We start from the raw sequence: 23,935 nt of genomic DNA on the forward strand, positions 1-23,935 counted from the left end.
CGTCCGCAGGGCGGTCGGGCATCTGTGTCCGACCGCCCTGCCTTTGTCTTAGATCCAGCTGGACAGCCACATGTGCATACGCCAGAATTCGTAGGGGATGGGCATGGCGGTCCACAGCGGGTAGAAGAAGACCGAGGTCAGGCCCAGCAGGGTCAGCCCCATGATCATGGTCTGCCGGTAGAGGACGCTGTCTGAATTCTGCCGAAGCCAGTTGACCACATAGCAGATCGCCAGGATCATCCAAGGCAGGATGACTATGGAATAGAAGGTGAAAGTGGTCCGGTTCATGTATTGGATCCAAGGCAGCCAGCCGGCCAGCATGCCTGCCAGTATCCCCCAGATTCGCCAATCTCCGTGCTTGGCCACTACGGCGATAGCGATGGCGAGGATCATGCAGATGCTGCCCAGCCACCAGGTCAGGGGATTGCCCAGGGATGTGACGGCGGCCACGCAGGGGGAGTCCTTGGCCAGTCCGCACAGGCCCGGGAATCCGGTGAGTTTCTGCCAGTAGAAACTGGTGGGCCTGATCTGCAGGGGCCATGTCAAGGGGTTGGCCATATACGGGTGGCGGGTGTGCAGGGTGGTGTGGAAGTGCCACATCTGCCGGTGGTATTCAGCCAGGGACCGCAACCCCGCCGGTAGCCAAGTCAGGCCCTGGCCAGGGTGCTGGGCCGCCCAGCTATGCATGAAGGAATCGCTGTGCAGGAACCATCCTGTCCAGGAGGCCAGATAGGTGCCCGCCCAGACGGGGATCATGAGCAATGCCGCCGGCAGCCCGTCCCTGAACACGGCGCTCTGCAGCCAGGATCCATACCCTGCCTGATGGCGTTCCCAACCGTCCCAGAGCACCGAGATCAGGGCAAAGACGGCGAAGAAATAGGCGCCCGACCATTTGGTGCCGGTGGCCAGGCCCAGGAGCAAGGCGGCTCCGGTCCGCCACCAGGACCAAGCGATGAAGGGGCCGGTGGTGGCCACGGGCAGTTCGACACGGCTTTTCTGCCCCTGCTGTCCCTGTGACTGAACGACCTTCACCCGGTAGTGCAGACGGAAATCGGCCTGGTCCTTGGCCCAGGATTGTCGCAGCCTGGCCCGAGCCCAGTCCCGATGGCCCATTAGGCACAGCCAGGCCCCTAGGACGAAGACCATGATGAAGTTGTCCAGCAGGCCAGTACGGCTCATGACGATGCCCAGACCGTCGATGGCCATGAGGAAGCCGGCTGTCAGGGCTATGGGCAGGTTGTGGAAGAGGCGCAGGGCCACACGGCAGAGCAGCAGGATGGCGATGGTGCCGGCCAGGGCAGTGGCCACTCGCCAGGCGAAGGGGTTGCCGGCCCCTCCAAACAGTTTGAGCCCCAGCGCGATACACCACTTGCCCACCGGTGGGTGGACCACGTATTCGGCCTGAGGAAGCCAGCCGCTGGTGTGCCCCTGGGCGAAGATCTGGTCGATGGGAAGGTCCAGCGGGCCGGCTTTTTTCGGCCAGTTGCGTGGCTCGCCGGTCATCAGCATGGTCCAGGCATCTTTGACGTAATATGTCTCGTCGAAGACGATGGCCCGAGGGCTGCCCAGCCGCACAAACCGCAGGAGCCCGCCTAGAAGAGCCATGAGGATACAGGCCAGCCAGCCGCTCTGCCGGCGGGAAAGCCGGGGAATCCAGTTGAGTCCTCTCCTGGTGTGCTGACCCTTTGGCCAACTGAAGATGGACAGTATGACAGGGCGACCGGACCGGTGGGCGGCGTGCCTGCCGTGTCTGGAGGAGCGATGCTGCGAAGAAAGCCCTGCCAAAGATGTCATCACCCCTAGATTAGGCCATACTAAAGGCATGAGCAGCATGAATGGCCGGAGCGATGGACATGTACTGGGCGGAGAAAGTCGTGAGGAGCCGATTCCTCCCAGTGTTTCACGTGGAACGGTGGTGCTGGCGGCCACACCTATAGGCAATGTCGCCGATGCTTCGACACGCTTGGTGGAGCTCCTGCAGTCGGCTGACTTGGTCGCTGCAGAGGACACGCGGAGGCTTTATGATCTGGCCAATCGGTTAGGGGTGCGCGTAGGCGGCAGGGTTATGGCCTATCACGATCACAACGAGCGGCGGATGGCCGATCCCATTCTGGATCAGGTTCGTGAAGGGGCCTGTGCGCTGGTGGTCTCGGATGCGGGCATGCCTACCATCAATGATCCGGGTATGGCCATCGTCAGGCGGGCCATCGAACGAGGCGTACCGGTCACCTGTGCGCCCGGCCCCAGCGCGGTGCTGGATGCCCTGGCCCTCTCCGGCCTGCCGACCGACCGCTTCTGCTATGAGGGATTTCTTCCCCGCCGACATCAGGAACGGCTGCGGCATCTGCGCACCCTGCGCAGCGAGGAGCGGACCATGGTCTTCTACGAGACCCCCCACCGCATTGATCAGGCTATGCAGGATCTTCAGGAGGTCTTCGGCCCCGGTCGGCTCATGGCTCTCTGCCGGGAACTGACCAAGGAGCATGAGCAGATCCGGCGGGGCACCATCGGCGACATCGTGTGTTCCCTGCGGGAAGATCCCCCCAGGGGAGAGATGGTCCTGGTCGTGGCTGGTGCCTCCGCCTTGGAGGCCAGGCGCAATGATCCTGAGGCTATGGATGACCGGCAGTTGGCCGCTCTGGCACGTGATCTGGCCCGATCCGAGGGCCTGCGGCTTAAGGAGGCCATTGCCCGGGTGGCTGCCGAGCATCCCCTGGCCGATGGCAGCCTGCCCAATCGCAAAAGGATTTATGCCTTGGCTGTTGAAGATGACAAGGGGGACTGATTCTCGTTCCCTTCGTCCAGCAGCACCTCCAGCGCCCTGCGCACACCAGGCCCGCCCAGCTGGGAGACGGCCTCCAGCAAGGCTGGCGAGGCGGCGGGATTGGCTACTAGCCATCGACGTAGCTGGGGCTCTTCTCGGGCGATGGCCCAGAGGATGCTCGGGTCGGTCTCGGGGTCTGTGGCCATCAGGGCCGTTGGCACCAGAGGGGGCTCTGGCGGTGGGGCGCGCACTTCGGCCTTTGGTTCCAAGCTATCGGAATTGTCTCGCTTCAAATTGTCTTCCGCCCGGGGACGCGACCCGCCGCTGACGGCAGTCAGGAGCCGGGCCATGCGTTTAGCGGCGGATGATTCACGACTGCCCTGACTCCGGTCCCGACCGCTGCGTCGATGATGGCCATGCCCGCGTCTGCTATCCTTTATCGGCTGGTTCATAGCATTGCCTTGAGTCGTCTTATGGTCTCCAGCCCTTGAGCGTGGCCAGGCCAGCGTGGGTTGGAGGACAGGAGCTCCTCGCAGGATCCGCAGCTGACTTGATACCGCTCCATGAGTTCATGCAAGGCCGCCGTAATCTCCTCCCCGTTGCATTGGCCTGAGGAATCGCAGGCCAGATCGCAGGCCGTCCAGAGCGGCGAAGTCACCCAAAGCTTCCCAAGCTTCATCAGGTAGCGGGCATCCAGCTGGCGCTGGTGGGGTCGCAGGGGCCTGCCGTGAACCGGAGTGCGGAAGTGGGAGTTGGAGATGATGTCCAGCGTATCGGGGAATTGGCCGTTGATCCATATCCAGAGCGCCAGACCGCCGCATGCCGCTGCGCCATAAGGAACCATGGGCGTGACGATGGAGGCGCGACCGTAGAGTCCCTCAGCCTGTTCGTTTAGGTAGCAGCAGGATTGGTCCAGACAGGTCACGATTCCTTCATTCACCAGCATGCTAAGGCTGAGTGGACCGGGCAAATCCTCGACTTGGATCAGACTGGGCAGTGGCTCGGGCTCAGGGGCCGGGGCCCCAAACTCGGCCGTAGAAGGACGGCTGCGGGTATGCGTCGGCGCTGCACCGGTTTGCAGTGGTCGACTTGGCGGCTTGGTGGTAGCCCTAAGAGGGCGGCTGGCGCCAGCGGCAGTGGTAGGCGTCCACGATGCTCCCCCGAGCGCGTGTTCTCGATTCATGGTTCGACTGTAAATGGTCCTGCCCGGGTTTGCCTGAGAGAGGGCCAAATATGTGCATTTGTGGATAATTTGCTTGCTCGGCGGCAGTCCTGTGGACGAGCAGGGGATTGTAGGCCTGAGCCGATAATCTTGCTGATATGAGTCATATCCTTGTTTCCGTCGCCTGGCCCTACGCGAATGGGCCCCGTCACATCGGCCACGTCGCTGGGTTCGGCGTTCCCTCCGACGTCTATGCACGCTACGAACGCATGAAGGGCAATGATGTCCTTATGGTTTCGGGGACTGACGAGCACGGCACTCCCATCCTGGTGGAGGCTGACGCCGAAGGTGTGGGACCTCAGGAGATCGCTGACCGCTATAACCGGGTCATTGTCAAGGATCTGTGCGATCTGGGGCTCAGCTATGACCTTTTCACCAGGACCACGACCGGCAACCATGAGAAGGTGGTGCAGGAGCTTTTCCGCCAGTGCCGGGCCAACGGCTACATCTATGAGGGCCAGCAGAAGGTGGCCATATCGCCTTCCACCGGCCGGACCCTGCCGGACCGCTATATTGAGGGGACCTGCCCCATTTGCGGTGCTGATGGCGCTCGCGGCGACCAGTGCGACAACTGCGGCAACGAGCTGGATCCGGACGAGCTGATCAACCCTGTGTCCAAGATCAATGGGGAGACGCCCCGGTTTGAGGAGTCCAGGCACTTCTTCCTGGATCTTCCCGCTCTGGCCGAGGCCAACCTGGCCTGGCTGAAGACCCGGAAGGGCTGGCGCAGCAACGTGCTCAACTTCTCCCTGGGGCTCTTCAGGGAGGTCAAGCCGCGGGCCATCACCCGCGACATCGACTGGGGCATTCCCGTGCCTGTGGACGGCTGGGTCGACGACCCCAACAAGAAGCTCTACGTCTGGTTCGATGCCGTCATCGGCTACCTGTCGGCATCCATCGAATGGGCTCGTCGTCAGGGCGACCCCGAGGCCTGGCGCAAGTGGTGGAATGATCCTAAGGCCTTGGGCTATTACTTCATGGGCAAGGACAACATCACCTTCCACTCCCAGATCTGGCCCTCGGAGATCCTGGCTTACAACGGTCAGGGGTCCAAGGGCGGACAGCCGGGATCCTACGGCGAACTCAACCTGCCTGAGCAGGTGGTGGCCAGCGAGTTCATGACCATGGAGGGCAAGAAGTTCAGTTCCTCCAGGGGCATCGTCATCTACGTCAAGGACATCCTGGCACGCTATCCGGTCGATGCAGTCCGCTACTACATTTCCATCGCCGGGCCAGAAACTTCGGACTCGGACTTCACTTGGGCTGAGTTTGTCCGGCACAACAACGAGGAGCTGGCCGCCTCCTGGGGCAACCTGGTCAATCGCGTGGCCAACCTGCTCAACAAGGACTTCGGCAGCATCCCCGCCATTGAGCAGTCCTGGCTGACCGGAGAGGACGCCGCCCTGCTGGACCGCAGCCTGCAGACCTTTGATACTGTGGGATCCCTGATCGAACGCCATCGCCAGAAGGCCGCCCTGGTCGAGGCCATGGCTCTGGTGGGCGACATCAACAAGTACATCTCCGCCCAGGAGCCTTGGAAAATTAAGGATGACAAGAACCGTCTGGCTGCTGTCCTGCATACCGCCGCCCAGGCCGTGCTGGACGTCAACACCATGCTGGCCCCCTTCCTGCCCCATGCTTCTCAGCGGGTCTGGGAGACCATGGGCGGCAAGGGCATCTTTTCCCCCTTGCCCCGTGTCGAGGAGGTTGACGACCTGGATCGGTCCGACTTCCACTATCCCATCATCACCGGCGACTACCGGCTGGGGGAGACGGTCCATCCTTGGGCGCGCGAGCCCCTCAGGGACGGCACGCCAATCGATCGGCCCACACCCATCTTCCCGCGCATTCCCAAGGAAGCCGTGCAGGAGGAGCTGGACCGCTTCCAGGAGCAGCTGGATCGCCGCAAGGCCAAGGAGCGTGCCAGATTCGAGGCTGAACAGGCCAAGCTGGGCGACCAGGGCAAGTGACAGTCGACGCGCCCGGGACGGCATTCGTGATTCACAGAGAACTTTGAGGTTTTTGGGCACTTCCTCCAAGGTAGCGCTGGTTATATTTGTTCTGTCGGTTGAGGTAGTGGCCGATGGGGGTCATGCGGCCCCGATAATTGAACCCCTTCTTCTCTCTCTTCTCGCCCGGCGGTTCTCAGAACCGCCGGGTTCTTTCGTCATGGAAGACCCATAGGATGGGTAACCATGAAGGTTGCCCAATTCGCCTGTGTGCTCTTCGATCTGGACGGGGTGCTGGTGCCCACGACCATCCTGCACAAGGCCGCCTGGAAGGCGTTGTTCGATCAGGTCCTGCCCGGAGACGTCCCGGCTTATACGGAGCAGGATTACTACGCCTATGTGGATGGCCGGCCCCGCTATGACGGCGTGGACGCCCTGCTGCGTAGCAGGGGCATCGAGCTGGACTGGGGCAGCCCCGATGATGATCCGAAACTGGACACCATTTGCGGATACGGCAATCGCAAGAACCTGACCTTTGAGCGGATGCTGAAGCAGAAGGGCATCGATCCCTACCCGGACACCGTGGATCTGCTTCGGCACCTGCGCTCCGATAAGAAGCGTCTGGCTGTGGTGTCCAGCTCGCGCAACACGGCCCAGGTCCTCCAGGCCGCTGGAATCGCCGGATACTTCGACACCGTGGTGGACGGCAACCTCAAGGACGAGATGGGTCTTCAGGGCAAGCCGGCCCCGGACACCTACGCCTATGCGGCCAAGGTTCTCGGACTGCATCATGAGGATGCCGTTGTGGTCGAGGATGCTCTCTCCGGCGTAGCCGCCGGCCATGCCGGCAGGTTCGGCCTGGTTGTGGGCGTGAACAGGGGCGCCGGCCGTGAGCAGCTGTTCAAGGCCGGCGCGGACTTGGTGGTGGACCAGCTGATCGAGCTGATCGACGACGATGCGGGCGAGCGTGCGCAGGGGAAGGACCCCAGTCTGGATGAGGGCCGCTTCCCCGTGGAAGATTGGGGTCTCAGCGAGGTCGGGCGGCCTGGAGCCATCAGCGCCACGGTCTTTTCCGTCACCAACGGCTCCGTCGGCGTCAGGGGCGAAGGCGGCGGGGAACGCTGCTTGGGCAACGGCACCTTCCTGAGTGGCTTCCATGACACCTTCCGGATTGCCCATCCCGAAAGCGCTTACGGGTATGCCAAGGTAGGACAGTTGATCCAAGGAGTGCCCGATGCTTCGGACTTCACCCTCAAGGTGGAGGGGCTGCCCCTGGGCCGGCCTGAGAAGACCACTCAGCGTCTGGACTTCCGAACCGGGATCGCGACTACCACCAATTTGTACGATCTGGACCATGGCATCCATCTGAAGACCGTGCTTACACGCATGGTCTGTCTGTATGACCGCAACCTGAGCGTCTGCACGTTGACTGTAGAGTCGCCCGACCGTGACATGGCTGTGGTGGTCGAGGGGCCGGTCAATGCTGACAACCCCCGCCATGTCAACTCCAGCGACCCCCGCAAGTCGACCTTTGTGGACGGTTGCGGAATCCACGAGGTGCTGGACAATGCGGTCTATGGTGAGCTGAGTGCGGATTGCAGGGTATTTCGTTGCAACAATTCACGGCTCAGCCTGGCTCTGGGCGTCCGGCAGTTCAGGGACGGCCGGCCCGTTGAAGGCTCCGGCTGGCGCATGGACGTGCCCAAGGGCGGTTCCACCCGCCTGGTCCGTTACGCCGTCTACCGTAGCCATCCCATCCTTCCGGCCGGCACCAGCGGCAACGGCCTGGTCGTGCAGACCCGGGGGGAGGGGACCAGGCGTCTGGTCGAGGACTGCCGCGATCGGCTGGAGGAGGTCAGCGCCCTCTCTCTGGAAGAGCTGGAGCAGCGTCAGAGGGCATGGCTGGACCGGTTCTGGGAGCGTCAGGATATTCGCATCCAGGCCGACGATGGCGGCCGTACCCAGCAGATGGTGCGCTGGGAACTCTTCCAGCTGGCCCAGTCCACGGCCCAGATTGAGAACGGCGTGGGCGCCAAGGGCCTGAGCGGATCCGGCTATAGCGGCCACTACTTCTGGGACACCGAGATCTATATTCTCCCCTTCCTGATTTATTCGGCGCCTGCTCGAGCAAGAGCCGTCCTCCACTACCGCTACCTGATGCTGCCGGCGGCCAGGCGCAGGGCCTGCGCGCTCAATCTGAACGGCGCCCTCTTCCCATGGCGGACCATCGACGGCGAGGAGGCCTCCGCCTACTTCCCCACCGGCACGGCCCAATACCACATCGATGCCGACATCGCCTATGCGGTGGCCCAATATGTGCAGGTCACCGGCGATGAAGACTTCCTGCAGGCTGAGGGCGTAGACATCCTGGTGGAGACGGCCCGTCTTTGGATGAGCCTGGGGCGCTATAAGGAGGACGGCCGCTTCCACATCCACTGTGTGACCGGCCCGGACGAGTACACGGTCCTGGTCGACGACAACCTCTACACCAACCAGATGGCTCGGTTCAATCTCTTAGCCGCTTACAAGGCCTACCAGCACCTGCGCGAGAAGCACCCGGATCTGATCGGCGGCATACGCGAAAGGCTGCACTTCGACGACGATGAGGCCGCCAAATGGTCTCATGCGGCTGAAGCCATGTTCGCCCCCTTCGACGATCAGGAGGGGGTCCATGCCCAGGATGCCCAGTTCATGCAACGCCCTCGCTGGCACTTCGACCAGTTCACGGCCAGGCCCCTGCTGCTGCACTACCATCCGTTGGTCATTTACCGGCACAAGGTGCTCAAGCAGACCGACGTGGTTATGGCCCTCTACCTGCTCAGCTCCTGGTTCACTCCGGAGCAGAAGCTGGCTGACTTCGACTACTACGATCCGCTGACCACCGGGGATTCGACCCTGTCTGCAGCCTCCCAGTCCATCCTCGCCGCCGAGGTGGGGCATGACAAGCTGGCCATGCAGTACTTCCGTCGGTCCTTGTTCACGGACGTGGACGACTTGCACGCCAACACGACTGACGGCATTCACTTGGCCGCCTGCGGAGGCGTCTGGTCCAGCCTGGTCTGCGGCTTCGGCGGCCTACGGGACACCGGCGGGACCATGCTGAGCATCGACCCCCGCCTGCCCTCATCCTGGCGCTCGCTGACCTACGAGTTGGAGGTGCGAGGCACCAGGTTCCAGGTTGCCGTAACAACAGGCGGTGTCGATCTGAAGCGCTTGTCAGGACCTGAGCTGGACCTTCTGGTCCAGGGGCATCCTCGCCACATATGATCTCCGGATTCTGGGCCTAGACACGCCGAGATCCGGGGTTGCATCTGGTGCAGGCTCCAATAAAATAGGCCACGCTTAGACGAATCCAGGGCGGACGCGCGCGGCCTTGCAGAGGCGAAGAACACAGCCGGGCGTCATCATTGGTCAGTCACACTCCCGGACGGTCACGGCAATGAGAAGAGACCAGATCAGAGAAGTTCAACAGGGAACGTGAGGGTGTCCTCCAATGTACGTCGATTCTGCGAAGAATCAGCACAGCAGCAACCTTCGATGGATCCTACCCTACTGCAGACCGGACGCCGGTAGAATCGCCGCCGCTCTCCTGCTCTTTGCGGCGGACAAGGTCCTGGTCATGCTTATGCCTATTTTGGCGGGCATGATTGTGGACCAGGTGATTGGTCAGGGGCATGAGGATCGGTTGCCCAAGCTTTGTTTCGCCATGATAGCCGTCACCTTTGGGCGTAGCGTCTGCCGCTATGGCTATCAGATGTTCATGGAGCGTTTCGGCCAGAACACCATTTATCGGCTGGTCAGTGACGAATACGAGAAGCTCCACGACATGGACTTCACCTACTTCAACCACACCCGCAACGGCGACATCATGAGCCGGATGACCTCGGACACCGATGCCATCCGCCACTTCGTCTCCTGGGTCTCATACAACATCCTGGATGCCATCTGCCTCTTCATCGGGTCCCTGGCCGTCATGTTCACCATCGAATGGCGGCTGGCCCTGGCCCTGCTGGCCGTGACTCCATTCCTCTTCTGCTTCACCTGGCAGCTTTCCAAGCACGCCCACCCGCTCTTCTATGCCATCCGCAACTCGCTGGCATCCCTCAACTCCATGGTCGAGGAGAACATCGAGGGCAACCGGGTGGTCAAGGCCTTCGTCCGCGAGCCCTATGAGACCGAGAAGTTCGATCAGCATAACGATGACTACATGCAGCGCAACATGGACTCCGCCCGCAACAGCCGCACCTACATGCCCTGGCTGGACGGCTGCTCCTACATGCTCCAGCTGATCACCCTGATCCTGGGCGGCTGGCTGGTCATCCGCCAGCAGATGACCCTGGGCGCCCTGGTCTCTTTCAACAGCTTCCTGTGGATGATCGACGGCCCGGTGCGCCAATCCGGCTGGCTGATCAACGATGTGGAGCGCTTCAACGCCTCCTGCGTCAAAATCCGTCGGCTGCTGACGGCCGAGCCCAGGATCGTCGAGCGCAAGAACGCCCAGGCCGGCGTGGTCCAGGCGGCCACAGTCCGCGCCAAGGTCAACGGCGAGCAGGCCGGCGACCCGGTCAGAATCCGTGGGGACATCCGCTTCGACCACGTCAGCTTCGCCTTCCCTGACGACCCGGAGACCCCCATCCTCAAGGACATCGACTTCCATGCGGCGGCTGGCACCCGGCTGGGCATACTGGGGGAGACCGGCTCGGGCAAGTCCACCCTGGTCAGCCTGGTGGCCCGCTTCTACGACCCCACCGTGGGACATGTGCTCATCGACGGGATCGATGCCAGGCAGTGGCCCCTGGACCTGCTGCGGCGGCAGGTCAACATCGTGGCCCAGGACACCTTCCTCTTCTCGGATACCATCGGCGACAACATCGCCTTCGGAGCCCAACGCGACGACGAGCAGTACGTCAGGACCATGGCCTCCATGGCCGGCGCCGACTCCTTCATCAACCGGATGCCCGAGGGCTATGACACGGTGGTGGGCGAGCGCGGGGTTGGCCTGTCGGGCGGCCAGAAGCAGCGGCTCAGCCTGGCCCGGGCCTTGGCTGACGACCCGGCCATCCTGATCATGGACGACACCACATCGGCCGTCGACATGGAGACCGAGGCCACCATCCAGCGGCATCTGCAGGAGATGGAGGGCACCAGGACCATGGTCACCATCGCCCACAGGATTTCCTCCATCAAGGATTCCGACCTGATTCTGGTCCTGGACCACGGCAGGATTGTGGAACGCGGGTCCCATGAAGAGCTGGTCCACGCCCACGGCCGCTACTACCGGATCTACCGCAAGCAGCTGGGGCTGCAATCCGGACAGTCGGCAGGGTTCTGACGCATCAGCAGGCATGGCAAGGTGAGACGATGAAGCAGCAAGAGCAACGTTCGGCAGGCACCACGCGCAGGAACACCTTTCGCGAGGACGAGGACCTGGAGGAGCAGATCAATTTCGGTGATATCAAGCGCATAGGGGCCTATCTGAAACCCTACCTGCGCCAGGGGGTGATCATCCTGGCGGCGGTTCTGTCCATGAGCGCCATCGCCGTGGCCATTCCCTACATGACCAAGACCATGATCGACGCGGTCATCCCCTCCAAGGACCCGGTCCGGCTCTTCGCCCTGGGGGCGGTCTTTCTGTTGGCTATCGTCATCTACGAGCTCCTCCTGCGGTACCGGACGGTGGCCATCACCCAGGTGGGCCAGCTCATGCTCAAGGACATGCGCCGTGACCTCTTCACCCACATCCAGACCTTGCCTTTCTCATACTTCGACTCCAGGCCCCACGGCAAGATCCTGATCAGGGTGGTCAACTACGTCAACACCCTCTCGGATACCCTGAGCTCGGGTCTGATCAACGTGATCGCGGACATCTTCACCTTTTTGCTGACCCTGGTTGTCATGTTCGTCATCGACTGGAGGCTGACCCTCTGGTCCCTGGTCCTCATGCCCCTGCTGGTGCTCTATGTGCTGATTCTCCAGCGCTTCCAGCGGCGGGCCTACCAGCGCCTGTCCAACAAACAGAGCAATCTGAACGCCTACATCCATGAGTCCATCGCAGGGGTCAAGACCACGCAGACCTTCGTCAGGGAGCGCGAGCAGTTCCATACTTTCCAGGAGCAGCAGGGCCAGGTTCGCAGCGCCTGGATGCGGGCCGTGCACATCCAGTACCTGATGTGGCCAGGAGTGCAGAACATCTCCACCATCACCATCGCACTGATCTACTATCTGGGGATCACCGGCCTGGGTGGCGTGCAGGTCACCACGGGCATGCTGATCGCTTTTGTCGGCTATGCCAACAACTTCTGGAACCCCATCATCAACATCGGCAACTTCTACAACCAGCTGATCACATGCTCGGCCTACCTGGAGCGCATCTTCGAGACCCTCGACGTCCGCCCTGGGATCGAGGACCGTCCAGGGGCCATAGAGCTGCCGCCGGTCAAGGGCAGGGTGGACTTCAACGACGTGGTCTTCAAGTACGAGCCCGGAGGCCGCAACATCCTCAACCTGGTGGACTTCCATGTGCCGGCAGGCAGCACGGTCGCCCTGGTGGGGCCTACGGGCGCCGGCAAGACCACCATCGTCAACCTTCTCTCGCGCTTCTACGACGTGACCGAGGGCAGCGTCTGCGTGGACGGGCATGACGTGCGCGACGTGACCCTGGCCTCCCTGCGTCGACAAATGGGGGTCATGCTTCAAGACACCTTCATCTTCACTGGCAACGTGCGCGAGAACATTCGCTACGGTCGCCTGGAGGCCACCGACCAGCAAGTCGAGGAGGCCGCAAAGGCCGTCCATGCCCACGAGTTCATCATGGAGCTGCCCGACGGCTACGATACCAAGGTCGAGGAGCGCGGATCCACCCTCTCCGCAGGTCAGCGGCAGCTGATCGCCTTTGCCAGGGTTCTGCTGGCCGACCCCCGAATCCTGATCCTGGACGAGGCGACCAGCAGCATCGACACCCGCACCGAGGAGGCCCTCCAGGCCGGACTGGCCCATCTGCTCAAGGGGCGGACCTCCTTCGTCATCGCCCACCGGCTGTCCACCATCGAGAATGCGGATCAGATCTTCTATATCGATCATGGGCAGATCGTGGAGCACGGCACCCACCAGGAGCTCCTGGCCAAGAGGGGCGCCTACTATCGGCTGCACGAGTCCCAGTACGCCATGATCCGCACAGCCAACGGTGACCAGGCGCAATCGACACAGCCTGGCGATGATGCCGGACAGGGCGGCAGCCGGGTTCCGCAGGATTCGACTGTCTCTGCCCAATAGCAGGCTGACCCATGTGTCGCCGTTGGTCCCCGACTAGCAGCATTACATCGTTATAAAATAAATAGTGACAAGGCAAAGCCGACAGGTTCGGCAGCCAGAGCAAAGGAGCAGACGTTGAGCGATACGGTTCACAAGGATGTCGAAGGAGCCGACCCCTACGGGTATCTGATGGTGCACTTCATCGAAGACCCCCAGGGGTATGCCGAGCGCCTCTACTTCGACCTGTCACGAGGCGACGACCCTCTGAGCTGGGATCCGCTGTACGGGGGCAGGCCGCTGCTGACCTCGCATCTGGGCACTACCGGCCTGCGGGATCCCTACATGGTGCGTGACCCGCGCAACGGCCGGGTCTATGTCATGGCTACAGATCTGCGGGTGTTCGGCGGCGATCAGTCAAAGGGCAGCGGCTGGGAGCACTGGTCCCGCCACGGCAGCACCAAGTTGATGATCTGGTCCACTGACGACCTGATTCATTGGTCAGGTCCCTGGCCGCTGGATGTGTCCTTGCAACAGGACGGCAGCAGGGTTCCGCTGGGCATGGCCTGGGCGCCGGAGTGCCTATGGGTGCCTGACTATGAGGGGCCGCGGCAGGGGGCCTTCGTCCTCTACTGGTCATCCAAGCTCTTTGACCAGGATGATCCTGACCATGCCGACCCGTCGGTATATGACCGGGTGCTCTGGGGGTCGACCACCGACTTCGCACAGGAGCACTTCCGCTATGGGGGAGTCCTTATCGATACCGGCCGCAATGCCATCGACACCACCATGGTCCAGCGTCCTCTGCCTGGGGGCGGCCTACGCACCTACCGGGCCACCAAGGACAACGGCTTTGGCCGGGGCATCTGGCTGGACAGCACTGACGATCCTCGATGGTGGCTGCCGCAGGCCCGGTGGACCACCGTCCAGGAGCAGATCGGCGCCGGCTGGTGCGCCGACGGCAACCCCTCGGGCGTAGAGGGTCCGGCCCTCTATGCCGACCATGCCCGGAACCGTTGGTACCTGCTGGTGGATGTGATTCCTTCAGTGGGCTACAGGCCCATGGTCAGCGATGATCCGGACGCCGGGTTCGACTACGCCCGGGAGGAGGACTTCCGCCTGCGCCCCCATACCAAGCACGGCGGGGTCCTATCCCTGACCCGGCAGGAATACGAACGTCTGCGCCCTCTGGCGCGACAGGACTGAAACAAAGCACTGAGAAAGGAGCAAGACGTGGACAAGGCCTGGAGACCGCCTATGGGGTGGAACAGCTGGGACAGCTACGGGACCACCGTCACCGAGCAGGAGGTGCTGGACAATGCGCAGGTCATGCGCGACAGGCTGCTCCCGGCGGGCTGGGACACGGTCGTCATAGACATCGCCTGGTACGACCCGACCGCCAGGGCCCATGGCTACAACGCCAAGGCGCCTCTGGTCCTGGACGGCTATGGCCGGCAGCTGCCCGACCCGGTCCGGTTTCCTTCGGCGGCCGACGGCCAAGGGTTCGCTCCGTTGGCTGCTCGGATCCACGATCTAGGGCTGCGCTTCGGCATTCATGTCATGCGGGGCATCCCCAGGCTGGCGGTCGAGCGGGACCTGCCCGTCCTCGGCACCTCCTATACCGCCGCCCAGGTGGTTGACACCACCCATGTCTGTGCCTGGAATCCCGACAATTACGGTCTGGACCATTCCCATCCGGGAGCCCAGGCCTGGTATGACGCCCAGGTTGACCAGTTCGCACGTTGGGGGGTGGACTACCTGAAGGTGGACGATATGCAGGTCCCTTTCATGGACCGGGAAATCGACGCCTACGCCTGTGCCATCAGCAAGGCCGAGCAGGCCCATGGCCATCCCATGACCCTCTCCCTGTCCCCGGGCACCCGGGTGCCCACCACCCATCTTGGCTTCCTGCGGGATCACGCCCAGCTCTGGCGGATTTCGGACGACCTCTGGGATCGTTGGCAGGACCTTTACGCCCAGTTCGCCCGTCTGGCCCGCTGGGCACCTTTGCAGAGCACAGGCCACTGGGCCGATGCGGACATGCTGCCTCTGGGGCATATCGGACTGCGGGCCGAGCGGGGCGGGGACCGGTCCAGCCTCCTGACGGCCGACGAGCAACGCACCATGCTGACCCTTTGGGCCATGGGGCGCTCGCCGCTGATGGTGGGCGGCGACCTCCCCAGCAGCGATGAGGCCATTCTGTCGCTGCTGGATAACCCAGCCTTGGAGGAGGTCACCGCCGGTTCGGCCGACAATGGTGAGATCATCCGAGAGCCGGTCGAGAGTGGGGACGGCCAAGACAAGAAGATCCTAGGCGAGGAGATCGTCTGGAGGGCCCTGGCCAGCGACTGGGCCGACGGAACCCCCTCGGGCCATGACGGCGGGGTCTATGCGGCTGTCTTCTGGACCGGGGATCGCCCCCGGCGAGTCAGGACGGCCCTGTCCTCCCTGGTGGGCCTGGACGGGGCGAACGGGGCCTGGACCCCGGTCGACCTGTGGGGGAACCGGACCACTGAGCCCGCCCAAATCAGCTTGGAAGGACAGGGTGCCGACCGTGAGCTGGCGGCTCTTGTGCCTGCACACGGCGTGGTCTGGGTGGCTCTGGATCCACGCTGAGGCTGATCAGCGCTTGGAACCCCAGATGCAGACGTTGTTGCCCAGGGCGCTGAAGGTCATGACCATGCGGTGATCCTTGTCCCTGGGCAGCCGGGCGAAGACCCCCTGGTAGCTCACGGTCCCGTCCTCCTCCTTGAGGTCCATGGACAGCCGTCCCCGGTCGTCGACCTGCCAGTGGCCCTGGCGTGCTCCGGTCACCTGGCCGCCGGGCTCCAGACGGATGTCCACAGCCTTGACCACGCCCCGGTATTGGGTGCTGTGAGTGTCGGTCACCTTGCGCGGTCCCTTGAAGAAGATGGTCGGATCATGCTCCACCAGCTCATAGGTGCCGGCCTCGTCCTTGGCGCTGTATGGGCCGCTGGCCTTGGTGCCCAGATACCCATAGGGGGCCGCCACCAGCCACCCGTCTGCTGTGGGCATCAGCTGCCGGACGCGGATCTGATGCTCCTCCTTGCGGTCGGAGAATCTGGTGTGATAGATCACGTAGTCTCGGCCGTCCTTGTCGTGCAGAGCCGTGTTCCCGCCCTGCGAGACCTCGATGTCGCCCTGCTTGTCTCCGCTCCACTGGTAGGAGCCCATCAGGCGGATGCCTGTCTCGCTGGTCCAGTTGTCGGCCTCGCCGCTGGTGGCGATGGCCGGGTTGCCCTGCTGGTCCAGATAGGGGCCGGTGATGGAGTCCGAGCGGAACATCCGCATCTGGTAGCCTCCGGTCTGCACCAGCTTGCCGTAGGAGAGGAAGAGGTACCAGTGGCCGTTGGTGTGCAGCAGCGCCGATCCTTCGCCTGAGTTGCCGAAGCCTCCGGCGAGTTTGTGTCCGTAGTAGGCGTCGGACTGGTTGGCCTGGGTGGAGTAGGTGGTGGAGTAGTCGCGCAGGCCGGTCTTGGGGTCCAGCCGGATCATCCAGATGCCGCCGAACCAGGAGCCGAAGCTCATCCACAGGCCCCCCTGCCCGTCATCCTTGACACAGGCGTCAATCGCGTTGATGCCCGTATCCGTGTAGGACTGATAGCGGTCCAGCTTCGGGTCCGGGCCCAGCACCTTGGGAACGTCGGTGTGCATGTAATTGGCCCGTGTGAAGCCGGAGTAGACCACTGGTCCTGCATAAGTCCAGTCGCCGTCCACCCGGTCGGCGGTCAGCAGGACGATGACCGAACGATGCTCGGCCCCGTTCAGGCTCAGGTACATGCACCACTTCTTCATGGTGGCGTTGTAGTAGACGTCAGGCGCCCACATGTTGCCGGTCACGTCCGGGTTGGAGGACTGCTTGGGCCAGTCCTTCCAGATCTGGGCAAAGATCTTCTTGTAATCGCGGCTCAGGTTGTTGGTGAATGGGGTCCAGTTGACCAGATCTGTGCTGCGGGCATAGGCCCGGTGCGAGCCGAAGACGTAGTAGCTCTTGCCGGAGCGAACCAGGGAGGGGTCGTGGACCGAGACGCGCTTGGGTTCCTGGGCGGCGGCTTTTGTGCCGCTGGCTGACGGCTGCTGGTTCGAGCAGGCGCCCAGTGCCCCTGTCAGCAGCACCGCCAGACCCGCCGTCAGGGCAGTCAGGGCCTTGATGGCCCCTCCGATACGTTTGGGTCTTCTCATGGTTCCTCGCTTTCCGTGAAGGCAGCCCGATCGACATCGATGACGACCCGCGGCGCATGGCCGACCTTGCGAAGTCGGTTCGGATGAGCAAACAGCCCGGCCTCATCCATGCGGTCATCAGGCGTCATGGACTGATCTCCATGTATAATTTCTATCGTTAGAAACGATAGTCGTCGGCGTTGAAGCCGGCAAGCCGGATGGAAGGAATCGTCATGGGTGAGGATGTTCTGGACGGTGGACGAGAATCTGGGGATGGGGTTGCGCTCATGTGCTACACCCGGCGTCCCACTGATCGGCAGGAGGCCAACAACGAAGATGTCGCTCTGAGCATGCACCTGGCCCTGCGATCGCGGGCGACCGGCCGTTGGGAGCCCCTGAACGGCGGCTACGGCATCTTCTTCGCTGCTGCTGTGCCCACCAAGTCTGTGCCGGATAGTGCCCGTGGGGCCTGCACGGCCGGGGCCGCCCTGCCAGGCGAGGCAGCACCGCAAGAGGGCGGGCACAACCCTGGACTGGACGCTCATCAAGGCGAAGGGTCCAATGCTGATGGCGACGACAATGTCGACGATGGCCAGGCATCCCAGGCGGCCCAGGAACTGGCGGTGGTTCCAGGGCAGGATCTGGTCCTCAAGAGCCTGATCGACCCCTTCCTGCTGCCCCTGAGGGACGGCGCCTTCGTCATTCTGGCCACCAGGGTGGCCAGGGGCGGCCGATCGGACGGCTCCCAGGCCGACTCCTTCCTGACGGCTCTTTCGCCGGACCTGCTGACCTACCGACGGCTGCCACAGGTCCATATCCTGGGCGCTCATGGGGTCCACCGGCCCAGGGCGCGGCTTCTGGACGATGGCCAGGGCTGCCGGCTTTACTGGGACGACGACCGCGGGCGGCTGTGCACGGCCACGGTGGACGACCCGACGCGGATGGGCATGGTGGCCGACATGAAGATCCTGGAGGATGACGATTCTCTGGTCCAGGGCGACCCCCTGTCCATGGACCGGCGGCGCGCTCTGGAGGAGGACTGCGGCATGAAGGGCATTCTGGCCGGCAATGTGGTGCTGATCCGCGCCGATTGCGAGCGTGGCCTGCTGGAACGGTTCGGCCGCATCTATAACACCGGCGTGAAAGTGGATCCGGTTCAGGTGTTCCGAGGCGACGGTCTGGAGTCGGCCCGGCAGGCCCAGGCACGGCTCCTCTACAGCGATGGGTCTGCCGCCTTGCGCGGGGTGGACTGGGATCAGAGCCAATTGGATCGTCTGGCCAGTGACCTGGCCCTGGGTCGTCTGAATCATGGAGAGACCAGGCTGATAGGCGGACGGGTCCGGCAGACGGCTTACCCGGTCCCCTTCGCTCGGCAACGTGCCGATCCCTCCATTTTCCGCTGGTCCTGGAGGGGCCGGCGCCTGTTCATGTTCATCGCCACCGAGGATGCGGATGGCAATTGCGTCGACCCCTTGAACGGGCACACGCACATGCCCCTACGGGTCGCTGACACCATCGAAGGCCTGAGCGATCAGGCCGGCGGTCATGAAAAGGAGGTGGACCTGCTGCGCAGGGGCGATCGCAACAGCGAAGGCCGAGTCATGACCGGCTGTTTCTGGGCCCCGGAGATCCATCTGATCGGAGGCAGGCTCTCCATCCTCTTCATGCCTTGCTTCGATGGTCCGCGGACCAACCCGGACGGGACCGCCAACGATCGGGCCGGGAAGCCGGACATGTGGACGGGCTGCTGCCATATCATGCAGCTGCGCCGCGACGACCAGGGCCGGGATCTGGACCCTCGCCAGCCTGAGAACTGGGACAGCCCCCGACCCATTCTGCGGGCCGAAGGCACCCCTCTCAACCCCATCCAGCGCATCAGCCTGGACATGACGGTCCTGCACGATACCGGCCGCTGGTATTACGCCTGGCAGCAGCTGGGCTCGGTCTGGATCGCCGCCTTCGACCCTGCCCGCCCCGACCGTCTGACCAGCACGCCACGCCAGATCATCGTCCCCGAGTTCGCCTGGGACAACATGATTGCTGAGGGGCCCAATGCCGTGATCCACGACGGCCTGATCTTCCTAATTTATTCCGGCTCCCTGGTGGGCATCGACTACACCACCGGACTGGTGACCGCGCCGGCCGGTGTTGGGGCCGATCTATGCGATCCCGGCGTGTGGAAGAAGCTGGACTACCCATTGCAGAAGTCCGGGAAGTACAATGGCCATTGGCAGCTGGGCACCGGCCACGGTATGTGGTCCCAGGACGAAGACGGCACCATGATCTACGTTTTCCACAATGCCGAGCATGACCAGGACCGCTACCTTGGCCGCGACAGTCAGGTACGACGGGTACATTGGTCCGCTGAGGGGATGCCCGTATTGGATATGCAAACGGATGAGGAGCTCGACCCCACCCGTGCCACGGTAACCTTGGAGGTTAGGGTCTTATGAGTTTAGCCGATTCCCCCGGCACAGGACGTGGTTCCACCCCGACTATGAAGGATGTGGCCCAGGCCGCAGGAGTGTCGGTCAAGACCGTCTCCAATGTGGTCAATGACTATGAATTCGTCTCCAAGGCTACTAGAGGCAAGGTCAACAAGGCCATAGAGGAGCTGGGCTACCGGGTCAATGTGCCGGCCAGAAACCTGCGGCTGGGCTTCACGGGGATGATCTCCTTGGCCATACCTGATCTGGCAATGCCTTACTTCGCTCAGCTCTCCTCCTTGGTCATCGAGGAGGCCAAGAAGCTGGGCATGCGGGTTCTGGTGGAGCCCACCCTCTACTCGCGCGAGGGTGAAATCGAGGCTCTGCACGGCTCCCAGCGATCCATGATCGACGGCCTCATCTACAGCCCGCTGGAGCTGGGCATGGACGATCTGGACCAGCTGCGGGTGGACTATCCTCTGGTGGTTGTGGGGGAGCGGATCTTCAGCGATCAGTTTGATCATGTGGCCACGGAGAACGTGGAGGGCGCCAAGCACGCCACCGCCTATCTGATTAACACTGGTTGCCGTCGGGTGGCGGTCATCGGCACCCATCCCGGCGAGAAGCTTGGTTCGGCTGCTCTTCGCTTGGAAGGGTACAGACAGGGTCTTGAGGAGGCCGGCCTGGACTACGATCCCCGGTTGGTGGCCCCATCGCGCATGTGGCATCGCGTCGACGGGGTCAACGCCATGAATGCCCTGCTGGACCAGGGCATTGTCCCCGACGGGGTGGTGGCCCTGAACGACATGCTGGCGGCAGGGGTTCTGCATTCCATACAAATGCATGGCATGTCGGTGCCGGACGACATCTCGGTAATCGGTTTCGACAATTCCGATGATTCTCAGTATCTGTCGCCCTCGTTGACCAGCATCTCGCCCGGGCTCAAGGCCGTGGCCAGGCTCTCGGTCCGTGTTCTCAAGGACAGGATCAATGGGGTCCAGCCGCTGAACACCAAAGAGGGCGAGCACGTCTTCCGCAAGGTATCCTCCTCGCTGGTGGTCCGCAATTCAACCCGTGCCCTACCCGGAAACGAGATCGCCGTCTGATCGCTGATGTGCTTTTTCGGGTGTCTTGGATTTCTGAATTTCTAACGTTATAATATACTGAAGACGTTCTCGAATGATTTGATGCGGCACCGGCGGGCCATGGAGGCCTGCCGGTCGGAGCGCGGCCGCTCCGATGCCGATGTGGAAAGGTGTGAACATGCGTCATCAATCGTCATCAGACGCAGGACGACGGAGCCGAGGAGGGGTTGCAGCGGCGGCCCTCGTGGGCATGATACTGGCGGGCGGCACAGTCGCGTCTCCAGCCTGGGCGGATCAGTCCCCAGCAGATGGCAGCGCTACAACCAGGATGTCCGCCAGTCAGCCGCAGCCCCTGCTCGGCTACGATTTTTCAGCCCTTGCCGCAGGAGCCAAGGAGGCAAACAATACTGTCACAGGCTCATCCTTTGGCCCGGCCCGCATCCTGGATGCCGATGGCCGGCCGACAGGGGCGGCCAAGAACGACGATGCGCTCCTGTTCGATGGATCCACTTATGTCAAGCTTCCCGATGACATACTGAGTGGACACGCCAGCGCCACGGTGTCCATCCGCGTGCGCAACGACCGGTTCAACGCCTCAGGCCCCTGGACCTATCTCTGGTCGCTAGGGGGGACCGGCCAGCAGGCTGTCGGCTCCTGGACCGCCTCCACCCATACCTCCCTGTACACCTCCATCACTTCCAAGGCCAACGGCCAAGGCGAGACATATCTGCCGGCATCCAAGAACCTGCCCAATGACCGCTTCTCCACGTTGACCGCCACCATCGACGGCAAGAACAACATGGTTCGGCTCTATATCAACGGTTTGCAGGTGGCTGAGGGCAAGGCCACGGTCAATCCCGCCGCCTTTGGAGACCACCGCCACAACGTAATCGGCCAGTCCCGATACCCCGGCATAGGCGACGCCCTCTTCCATGGCGCAGTGCAGTCATTTGCCGTCTATCCGCAGGCCCTGAATGCCGACCAGATCGTCGCCACCCTGCCCTCGGAGGACCTTGGAGATCTGATCAACCAGCAGGCCGCATCACTGGCGGTTCCCGCAGCCGTAGACGGTGATTTCAACCTGCCGGTCTCAACTACTGTCGCCTCGGTGGGGTGGACCTCTTCTGCGCCTGGAACAGTCAGTGTCAATGCTGCCACCGGGAGGGCCCATGTGGTCCCCGGCAAGCGGGATGTCCCAATCACGCTGACGGCCCGGCTGCAAGCGAGCAAGGCCTCGAGGTCCTCCCGAGACGCTAAAGCCATCCAGCAGGACTACCGGCTTATTGTCAGGGGCACATCCAAGGACGGTCAGAACGCCTACTCGCGCGTCTCTGTGCATGACCCTTCCGTGGTCAAGGCCGGAGGGCGCTACTATGTCTTCGGCTCGCATCGGGCCTGGGCCCGCAGCACCGACCTCAAGCATTGGGAGCCATTCACCAACAATCTGAGCCGGGATTACCAGCGCATTCTGGATCCTGTCTGGAAGGCATGGCCCAAGCAGTCCTCCAACCCGGACGTGACCGGCAACATGTGGGCGCCCGAGGTCTACTACAACGCCACCATGAAGAAGTGGTGCATGTACCTGAGCCTGAACGGGGGAGGGTTCCCCTTCCAGAAGTCGGTCATCGTCCTGCTGACGGCCGACGACATCGAGGGGGACTGGAGCCTGGTGGGCCCAGTGGTCTACTCCGGCTTCCAGAAGTCCAACGTGGAGGCTACTGACGTTCCCAAGGTGCTGGGCCCCAATGCCGATTTGTCGCGTTATGCCAGCCTTACGGATACGGGCATCAATGCGATTGACGCCTGTGTCAAGGATGACGGGCAGGGGGGCCTGTGGATGAGCTTCGGCTCCTGGTTCGGCGGCATCTGGATGATCCGGCTGGACCCCAAGACCGGCCTGCGCGACTACTCCACCACCTACCCCACCCAGGCCAACCAGTCCGACGCCTACTACGGACACAAACTCGCCGGAGGCTTCGGCAACTCAGGCGAAGGCACCGCCCTGGTCCGTCAGGGTGACTGGTGGTATCTGATGCTTTCTTACGGCGGACTCGGGCAGACCGGGGGCTACCAGATGCGTGAATTCCGCTCCCGTTCCATTACCGGCCCCTACATGGACCAGAACGGCAAGCCGGCCGTCTATGGGCGTGCAATGAACGATCTGGATGCCAACCGGGGTCTGCGGATCGACTCCTCCGTCGTCCAGCCTGGACAGGACCAGGTGCTGACCTCCCAGGGAGGCAATGCGCTGTTGATTGACGAGGATCGCGTCTTTAACGTTTACCATACTCGCTTCGTGCGCGCTGAGGGCAACTTGGAGGAACATCAGGTCCGGGTCAAGCAGATGGTCCAGACCCCTGACGGATGGCTGGTCATGACGCCCTTCGAATACCGGAATCCGGTGGGCAGGGTCTCCTCCAGCCAGGTGGTCGGCGACTACCAGGTGGTGGTCCATGATCCGGTCCGTTACTATGCGGGATCCGGCCTGCTCAGCCCGGCAATCTACCGGTCCGTGTCAGTGAGCCTGCTGGCTGGCGGTCGGCTGGGCGGCCAGGTGCAGGGCTCTTGGACGGCGACTGGTGGCGATCTGACCATCAAGGTGGATTCGGCGGATCCGGGCACTCTGTTGCACGGCGTCTATCGGGCCAGGCTGGGCCGACAGCTTGATGAGCAGGGCCATCCGGTCGTCTTCTTCTCAGGATTGGGCGGCGATGTCTTCACCGATGCCGGTGCCGATGTCTCCCAGGCAGCAGGTGCCGCGGCCATCTGGGGCTCGCGTCCCCTGGCCGGTCCCAAGGTTCAAGAGGAGCCCGATGGCGATAGCGGTCATGCGACTGTTCCCACCACGGACTCCACTCGTGCACCTGCAGGTCGGTCCGGCAAGGAAGGCAAGGCCGGTCGTCTTCCCTCGGCCGGATCGGCCCTGTCGGCTCCCGCCGCAGCCGCATCCGCGGCCCTTGTCTTGGGTCTGGGCGCACTGGTGTTCACTGCCATTCGCCGAGCCCAAGGCTGAACCCGACCGGGCCCACTGCCCAAGCCGCCCTCCGCCTTCGAATTCG

At 63.0% G+C, this 23,935-nt stretch carries 15 protein-coding genes; 10 read left to right on the forward strand and 5 right to left on the reverse strand.

The genetic code is table 11. The features are described from left to right. Nucleotides 1-48: 48 nt before the first annotated feature. Entirely contained in the window at nt 49-1,605 is a 1,557-nt protein-coding gene (locus J3T95_RS07135) for a dolichyl-phosphate-mannose--protein mannosyltransferase (protein WP_267451045.1), read from the reverse strand. Nucleotides 1,606-1,831: 226 nt separating this feature from the next. Here J3T95_RS07135 and rsmI point away from each other — a divergent pair, with 226 nt between their 5' ends. After that, a complete protein-coding gene (gene rsmI, locus J3T95_RS07140) occupies nt 1,832-2,785 on the forward strand; it encodes a 16S rRNA (cytidine(1402)-2'-O)-methyltransferase (RefSeq protein WP_267451046.1) in 954 nt (317 codons plus the stop codon). Here rsmI and J3T95_RS07145 read toward each other — a convergent pair. Both J3T95_RS07145 and J3T95_RS07150 read right to left on the reverse strand, forming a co-directional pair. After that, entirely contained in the window at nt 2,749-3,216 is a 468-nt protein-coding gene (locus tag J3T95_RS07145) for a variant leucine-rich repeat-containing protein (RefSeq protein WP_267450934.1), read from the reverse strand. The two genes, rsmI and J3T95_RS07145, sit on opposite strands and share 37 nt — an antisense overlap. Beyond that, nucleotides 3,213-3,689 (reverse strand): hypothetical protein, encoded by a 477-nt coding sequence (locus tag J3T95_RS07150; RefSeq protein WP_267450935.1) that lies wholly within the window; start codon nt 3,687-3,689, stop codon nt 3,213-3,215. Before J3T95_RS07150 ends, J3T95_RS07145 begins: the two co-directional genes overlap by 4 nt. A 395-nt stretch (nt 3,690-4,084) precedes the next feature. Here J3T95_RS07150 and metG point away from each other — a divergent pair, with 395 nt between their 5' ends. The 6 genes from metG to J3T95_RS07180 all read left to right on the forward strand — a co-directional run bounded on the left by metG (nt 4,085) and on the right by J3T95_RS07180 (nt 15,799). After that, nucleotides 4,085-5,956 (forward strand): methionine--tRNA ligase, encoded by a 1,872-nt coding sequence (gene metG, locus J3T95_RS07155; protein ID WP_267450936.1) that lies wholly within the window; start codon nt 4,085-4,087, stop codon nt 5,954-5,956. A 225-nt stretch (nt 5,957-6,181) separates the two neighbouring features. Then, nucleotides 6,182-9,202: an HAD-IA family hydrolase gene (locus J3T95_RS07160; protein ID WP_267450937.1), complete on the forward strand. Its 3,021-nt coding sequence runs from the start codon at nt 6,182-6,184 to the stop codon at nt 9,200-9,202. A 226-nt stretch (nt 9,203-9,428) separates the two neighbouring features. Continuing rightward, nucleotides 9,429-11,267: an ABC transporter ATP-binding protein gene (locus J3T95_RS07165; RefSeq protein WP_267430842.1), complete on the forward strand. Its 1,839-nt coding sequence runs from the start codon at nt 9,429-9,431 to the stop codon at nt 11,265-11,267. A 29-nt stretch (nt 11,268-11,296) separates the two neighbouring features. After that, on the forward strand, nt 11,297-13,207 hold the full coding sequence (locus tag J3T95_RS07170) for an ABC transporter ATP-binding protein (protein ID WP_267430841.1): 1,911 nt from the start codon (nt 11,297-11,299) through the stop codon (nt 13,205-13,207). A 114-nt stretch (nt 13,208-13,321) separates the two neighbouring features. Beyond that, entirely contained in the window at nt 13,322-14,389 is a 1,068-nt protein-coding gene (locus tag J3T95_RS07175) for a glycoside hydrolase family 43 protein (protein ID WP_267450938.1), read from the forward strand. A 51-nt stretch (nt 14,390-14,440) separates the two neighbouring features. After that, nucleotides 14,441-15,799, forward strand: coding sequence for a glycoside hydrolase family 27 protein (locus J3T95_RS07180; RefSeq protein ID WP_324123856.1), 1,359 nt, complete (start codon nt 14,441-14,443; stop codon nt 15,797-15,799). A 6-nt stretch (nt 15,800-15,805) separates the two neighbouring features. Here the strand turns inward: J3T95_RS07180 and J3T95_RS07185 are convergent, their stop codons facing one another. Next, complete coding sequence (locus J3T95_RS07185; protein ID WP_267450940.1) at nt 15,806-17,386, reverse strand: glycoside hydrolase family 43 protein; 1,581 nt, start codon at nt 17,384-17,386, stop codon at nt 15,806-15,808. Continuing rightward, nucleotides 17,383-17,514, reverse strand: coding sequence for a hypothetical protein (locus tag J3T95_RS07190; RefSeq protein WP_267450941.1), 132 nt, complete (start codon nt 17,512-17,514; stop codon nt 17,383-17,385). Before J3T95_RS07190 ends, J3T95_RS07185 begins: the two co-directional genes overlap by 4 nt. Nucleotides 17,515-17,598: 84 nt before the next feature. Between J3T95_RS07190 and J3T95_RS07195 the strand changes: the two genes are divergently transcribed. From J3T95_RS07195 to J3T95_RS07205, 3 genes are all read left to right on the forward strand, one after another. Next, entirely contained in the window at nt 17,599-19,818 is a 2,220-nt protein-coding gene (locus J3T95_RS07195) for a family 43 glycosylhydrolase (RefSeq protein ID WP_267450942.1), read from the forward strand. Beyond that, nucleotides 19,815-20,897, forward strand: coding sequence for a LacI family DNA-binding transcriptional regulator (locus tag J3T95_RS07200; RefSeq protein WP_267450943.1), 1,083 nt, complete (start codon nt 19,815-19,817; stop codon nt 20,895-20,897). The genes J3T95_RS07195 and J3T95_RS07200 overlap by 4 nt, the downstream gene beginning before the upstream one ends. Nucleotides 20,898-21,054: 157 nt before the next feature. Next, nucleotides 21,055-23,889, forward strand: a complete 2,835-nt coding sequence (locus J3T95_RS07205; protein ID WP_267450944.1) for a family 43 glycosylhydrolase — start codon at nt 21,055-21,057, stop codon at nt 23,887-23,889. The last annotated feature ends 46 nt before the right edge of the window (nt 23,890-23,935 follow it).

Source organism: Bifidobacterium sp. B4079 (assembly GCF_026537385.1).
GTDB lineage: Bacteria > Actinomycetota > Actinomycetes > Actinomycetales > Bifidobacteriaceae > Bombiscardovia > Bombiscardovia asteroides_I.

What these genes read in the sequence shown, in the direction of transcription:
- J3T95_RS07135 (WP_267451045.1), bottom strand. Translation starts at nt 1,605, where the DNA reads ATGGCTCTTCTAGGCGGGCTCCTGCGGTTTGTGCGGCTGGGCAGCCCT.
- rsmI (WP_267451046.1), top strand. Translation starts at nt 1,832, where the DNA reads ATGAATGGCCGGAGCGATGGACATGTACTGGGCGGAGAAAGTCGTGAG.
- J3T95_RS07145 (WP_267450934.1), bottom strand. Translation starts at nt 3,216, where the DNA reads ATGAACCAGCCGATAAAGGATAGCAGACGCGGGCATGGCCATCATCGA.
- metG (WP_267450936.1), top strand. Translation starts at nt 4,085, where the DNA reads ATGAGTCATATCCTTGTTTCCGTCGCCTGGCCCTACGCGAATGGGCCC.
- J3T95_RS07160 (WP_267450937.1), top strand. Translation starts at nt 6,182, where the DNA reads ATGAAGGTTGCCCAATTCGCCTGTGTGCTCTTCGATCTGGACGGGGTG.
- J3T95_RS07165 (WP_267430842.1), top strand. Translation starts at nt 9,429, where the DNA reads ATGTACGTCGATTCTGCGAAGAATCAGCACAGCAGCAACCTTCGATGG.
- J3T95_RS07170 (WP_267430841.1), top strand. Translation starts at nt 11,297, where the DNA reads ATGAAGCAGCAAGAGCAACGTTCGGCAGGCACCACGCGCAGGAACACC.
- J3T95_RS07180 (WP_324123856.1), top strand. Translation starts at nt 14,441, where the DNA reads ATGGGGTGGAACAGCTGGGACAGCTACGGGACCACCGTCACCGAGCAG.
- J3T95_RS07185 (WP_267450940.1), bottom strand. Translation starts at nt 17,386, where the DNA reads ATGAGAAGACCCAAACGTATCGGAGGGGCCATCAAGGCCCTGACTGCC.
- J3T95_RS07190 (WP_267450941.1), bottom strand. Translation starts at nt 17,514, where the DNA reads ATGACGCCTGATGACCGCATGGATGAGGCCGGGCTGTTTGCTCATCCG.
- J3T95_RS07195 (WP_267450942.1), top strand. Translation starts at nt 17,599, where the DNA reads ATGGGTGAGGATGTTCTGGACGGTGGACGAGAATCTGGGGATGGGGTT.
- J3T95_RS07200 (WP_267450943.1), top strand. Translation starts at nt 19,815, where the DNA reads ATGAGTTTAGCCGATTCCCCCGGCACAGGACGTGGTTCCACCCCGACT.
- J3T95_RS07205 (WP_267450944.1), top strand. Translation starts at nt 21,055, where the DNA reads ATGCGTCATCAATCGTCATCAGACGCAGGACGACGGAGCCGAGGAGGG.